7 protein-coding genes and 1 pseudogene are annotated in these 4184 nt (G+C 57.3%); 7 read left to right on the forward strand and 1 reads right to left on the reverse strand.

Translation table 11 applies throughout. The annotated features are described in order from the left end of the window. The 7 genes from AC1DYI_RS28305 to AC1DYI_RS28335 all read left to right on the forward strand — a co-directional run. Positions 1-412: hypothetical protein (locus AC1DYI_RS28305; RefSeq protein WP_477207456.1), on the forward strand; the 412-nt coding region annotated here is incomplete at its 5' end. Between the two features lie 581 nt (positions 413-993). Further along, positions 994-1329, forward strand: a complete 336-nt coding sequence (locus AC1DYI_RS28310; RefSeq protein WP_477207457.1) for a toxin-antitoxin system YwqK family antitoxin — start codon at positions 994-996, stop codon at positions 1327-1329. Positions 1330-1455: 126 nt separating this feature from the next. Next, a complete protein-coding gene (locus AC1DYI_RS28315; protein ID WP_477207458.1) occupies positions 1456-1788 on the forward strand; it encodes a hypothetical protein in 333 nt (110 codons plus the stop codon). A gap of 67 nt (positions 1789-1855) precedes the next feature. Then, complete coding sequence (locus tag AC1DYI_RS28320; RefSeq protein WP_477207459.1) at positions 1856-2203, forward strand: hypothetical protein; 348 nt, start codon at positions 1856-1858, stop codon at positions 2201-2203. An 88-nt stretch (positions 2204-2291) separates the two neighbouring features. After that, the gene (locus AC1DYI_RS28325) at positions 2292-2831 is read left to right on the forward strand and encodes a CPCC family cysteine-rich protein (RefSeq protein WP_477207460.1); all 540 of its coding nucleotides are present in this window, start codon (positions 2292-2294) and stop codon (positions 2829-2831) included. A 140-nt stretch (positions 2832-2971) separates the two neighbouring features. After that, on the forward strand, positions 2972-3499 hold the full coding sequence (locus AC1DYI_RS28330) for a hypothetical protein (protein WP_477207461.1): 528 nt from the start codon (positions 2972-2974) through the stop codon (positions 3497-3499). Positions 3500-3567: 68 nt separating this feature from the next. Continuing rightward, entirely contained in the window at positions 3568-4041 is a 474-nt protein-coding gene (locus AC1DYI_RS28335; protein ID WP_477207462.1) for a hypothetical protein, read from the forward strand. 2 nt (positions 4042-4043) lie between these two features. Here the strand turns inward: AC1DYI_RS28335 and AC1DYI_RS28340 are convergent. Further along, positions 4044-4184: pseudogene (locus AC1DYI_RS28340) on the reverse strand (IS30 family transposase); the annotation flags it as partial.

Raw genomic sequence — 4184 nt, forward strand, 5'->3', positions numbered from 1 at the left:
CCGTCAAGGGGACGTCTTGCGCATACGCGCAAGCCGCCCCTTACGTCGAACGTTAAGCATTGCAGTGCCAACCGTCGTCTATCTCTACATCGCCATTGGATTGCTCGTCAGCATCTTGCCAGTCAAGATAGGCGCCGCGCTGATCGACGCCCGAAGATCCGGCTACATCGTCTCCATCATCGCAGGAACTGTCGGAATCCTACTTTGGGCGCGAGTTGCGAAGGTGATTCCTTACGGAATCGTCTTTGGCCTACTTGCCTCAGCCCTCGTCTACATGTTTGCTCTTGGCACCACCTATCGAAGTGCTCTTCTTGTGGCGTTGGCGCAGGTTGTTGCTCTGTACATCTACATGTACTTAGTCTTGCGGGCTTTTGTCACTGCCGTCTTTGGAGCGCTGGGCCACCCCAGCTGAACCCAATGCTTCACCAACGAGCAATGCCTAACCCCTCCGTCAAGGGGACCTGCCTTCGGCAGGCCCCTTACGTCGAACGTTAGGCCCCTGCGGACGAACCCTTCGTACCGAGCAACACATGAACGATTCGATCACGCCCACTCAGCACCAAGCTAGTCCACGAGCTGTGTTGATCGTCCTACTTTGCACACTTGTTCTTCTTCCCGCCTGGATCGCCGTCTACATGTTCTGGCTCCGACCTCCGCTGTTGCAATGGGTCATGCTTACGTTGGGTTGGAGCTCAATCCGCGTACCAGCGGTTGTGCACGTCGTGGTGATCCTTGCACTGCCTGCAGCTCTTGCGGCATTGGCAGTTCTACTTTCTTCGATAAAGAGACGCGTGGTCTCTTAGAACAGAACAGTTCGTTCATGAGTCACTTCATAGCTGGTGTCCTCTCCTTAGCTCTTGCCTCCAATTTCCTCGGGTCCGTCTGCATTGCACGGCAAGTCCATCACGGTTGGCGCATCTCCGGTGCCTAACCCCTCCGTCAAGGGGACGTCCCGCAAGCGGGCCGCCCCTTACGTCGAACGTTAGACGCCTCATGGAAAGCGCAGATCTCAACATCGCCGAGATTCCATACGAGTCTGGYGRCATCCGTTTCCGCTATCAGCGCGTGCTGTCCGGGGACGGYACGCGCTGGATTCGACACGGGCTCTTTGTCGAATACGCAGCCAATGGGCARGTTGTGGCCGAGGGCCACTACGCCAACGGGAAGGAAGAGGGCCTGTGGCGCACCTACTAYCCAAGTGGGCAAGTCGCATCCGAAGGGCGCTATTCAGGCGGACTTGAAGAAGGGGAATGGAACTTCTGGTCTTCCGCCGGAGACCAGGAATCGCCATCTCTCTATCGCAACGGCCAAGAGGTCGGCAGTCCATGAAGCCGGCTGCCAAGTCGAGCTTTCGTCCGGTTGGTTGCTTGGCCCGCCAGGCGCCTAACCCCTCCGTCAAGGGGACGTCTTGCGGCAAGCCGCAAGCCGCCCCTTACGTCGAACGTTARGTMTCAAATGGAGCCGATTGACAACGAAGCYGAATGGCTGGTCGCTCTTCCCGAGGAAAAGAAGGTATTGTTTCTTGCTTCCTTGAGCCACGCGCTGACAATCGCAGGAAGGAACAGCTACAAGCCTCAAACCGAAGATCTTGAAAAGCCGAGCCAACTTCGAAGCATCAACGAAATTCAACATAGAGTGGCGGCATGCCTATGTCAGCTCTTGGTCGGTCAATGCGAGTTGAGTTTTCAGCGGTCTATCGCCTCATGGGTTCTTCACAACGGCGACTCCGAACTTCAAGATCTGCTTGCTTGGTCTTGGCACACTACAAAAGAGCGCTTGGCAACGTGAGACCTAACCCCTCCGTCAAGGGGACGTCCCGCAGGCGGGCCGCCCCTTACGTCGAACGTTAAGCCCCATGCAAACAGCCGCGCCCATTTTTGTCATCGTCTTCAGCGCTTTCCTGGCGTTGTGGCCGGTCGCCTTTCTCGCTGTGGCGCTGCTTCACGCCGTTACCACGCGCTGGCGCAGTGTAGGCCGAGTCGCGCTGCTGGTGCCCGTTTGGAGCATCTCTGCCTCCATCGGGCTTATTCAGTTCCCCCGGTTGCTGGGCATGTTCGAGCCCTCGGCCCAGCCTGGTGCTTCGCTTGGCAGCATCGCGGCAGTCGTCTTCGCCCTGTGCTGCGCAGCAATCGCCTGGGCCCTGCTTGTTCGTTCCTTTGGCGAGCGGGCAGCAGCCGCAAACCCCAACGCTGCCAGCGCCTGAGCTCTTGGCGAGCAAAATGCGGCCTAACCCCTCCGTCAAGGGGACCTGCCTTCGGCAGGCCCCTTACGTCGAACGTTAGGCACGCAGAATGGCCCTTGCTCGCAAAGGTACGAGAAAGATTGTTGTCTCCGGAACAACCTTTCGTTGGACCGTGGCCCCCAATGATGAGCCAGGTGTCGCCGTTGTCGCCGAGTTGTATGAGAATCCGGCGTCACGTGCTGTGGTTTGGTTCCCTCACGGCACATCGATTACTCCAAGCGTCGTAGCAGCGGAAATTCATGCCGCACTCGCTGGCGGTTGGAATCCGAATCTGAATGGCCGAGATCTTGTCTCATCGCTCCCGCAGGCCCAAGGATCACCTCGTGAGAATCCGCCCTACCAGTGTCCATGCTGTGACTACTTTTCACTCAGTCGCCGTGGCCAATACGACATATGCCGAGTGTGCTTTTGGGAAGACTCCGGCCAAGATCTCGAGCGGCTCGATGAACACTCGGGGCCAAATCACATGACACTGCGAGAAGCGCGTCAAAATTTCTTAGCCCTTGGGGCCTGTGATGGAAGCGTGCTCCAGAACGTGCTCCCAGTTGAAAAGAGAGTTGGCTATGGCTACCGCAAGCGAGACGCATAGATGCCAAGCTATGGCCGGCACACTTCGGCAGCGCCTTCTCAACAATGCGGGCCAGGCTTTCCGTTTGGCAAGCAGCCGCCTAACCCCTCCGTCAAGGGGACCTGCCTTTGGCAGGCCCCTTACGTCGAACGTTAGCCGTCATGAAGCTTACCCGTCGGCAGTTTGCGATCGCATCAACACTCGTCCCTTCAGCGATCCTCGCGACCCCCATGGCTGAAATCACTCCACAGCGTTCTGAAGCTGCTCTCAAGGCGTTCTTGAGTCAACGGCAGGTTCATCTGGCTTCAATGCCTTTGATAGAGCTCGTCGAATCAATGCTCGCCTTCTATACGCATGTGCCCGTTACCGGCCTGCGGGATGGCGAAGACTCCGACATGCTCCTGTTTCAATGGGGCGTGTTCGACTGGGGTAAAGGCGAAAACTTCGAGTTCGATATCACTCGTCAGTTCATCTCTGCTCGCGGAGTGGACGATGACGCGATCAGCCAGCTTCGTCTTACGGCCTTCATTTCACCCTCAGCGGAGTTGCGGGAGCTTCCTTCCGGCAACCGTTGGTGCAAGAGCCCCGAAGACACTCCTGGCTTCCAAGCCTTCATCTTGTCGTCGCAGGCGTTTCGGCTTGCAAGCTCTCTGGCAAGACGCATCGAGGTGGCATGGTCGCCCGTGTGACGGCTAACCCCTCCGTCAAGGGGACCTGCCTGCGGCAGGCCCCTTACGTCGAACGTTAGGCGTCAACAATGGCACACGAATCGCATCAGCGCGAGAGGAACAGCTATCTACAGGCCACCGCCGACATGCTTCTTCCTGAAGGCGACCACCAAGCATCGTTCCTAGACTTCGCAAGGGAAGTATTAGTGCTTGTTCGGGACGCTTGGCCAGTCGAGAGCGCCGCATGGTGCGCGGCATTGGAAGCACGTCGCCAACGAGATCTGTCAATGTCGCAATGGCGTGAAGTTCAATCGAGCATTTCTTCGTATCGAGTTGCTATCGGCGAACCATACGGGATGAACGAGGGACACGGAGAAAAGGCGACAGTTTCGTTCTTGTTCGCGTTGGCTATTGAGTCTCCGGACGCATCAATTCATGAGTACGAATCACCCCAATTGAGCATCCTTCTCGACGAATTTTCAGGTGAATTTATCGAACACTTTGGTCGCGGCCAAGAAGTTCTCAGAGCGCTGAAACGAGCCTTCCATGTCGTCGACGCTTGAGTTCAACGTTGAAGTGCAACACCCCGCGGACGGCCGAATGCTTCGGCCGGAGTCCTGAATCCTAGTCTTTCTCTTGGCCGGCTGTTGAGTTCACCCGCAATGCGGTCGCACTCGGCTTGGGTCAGCCCCTTCAAGCACATGCC

It is taken from the genome of Ideonella sp. P3_A4, assembly GCF_056403075.1.

Bases quoted from the DNA above. Each gene is read 5' to 3' on its own strand.
- AC1DYI_RS28325 (WP_477207460.1), top strand. From the start codon at position 2,292: ATGGCCCTTGCTCGCAAAGGTACGAGAAAGATTGTTGTCTCCGGAACA.
- AC1DYI_RS28330 (WP_477207461.1), top strand. From the start codon at position 2,972: ATGAAGCTTACCCGTCGGCAGTTTGCGATCGCATCAACACTCGTCCCT.
- AC1DYI_RS28320 (WP_477207459.1), top strand. From the start codon at position 1,856: ATGCAAACAGCCGCGCCCATTTTTGTCATCGTCTTCAGCGCTTTCCTG.
- AC1DYI_RS28335 (WP_477207462.1), top strand. From the start codon at position 3,568: ATGGCACACGAATCGCATCAGCGCGAGAGGAACAGCTATCTACAGGCC.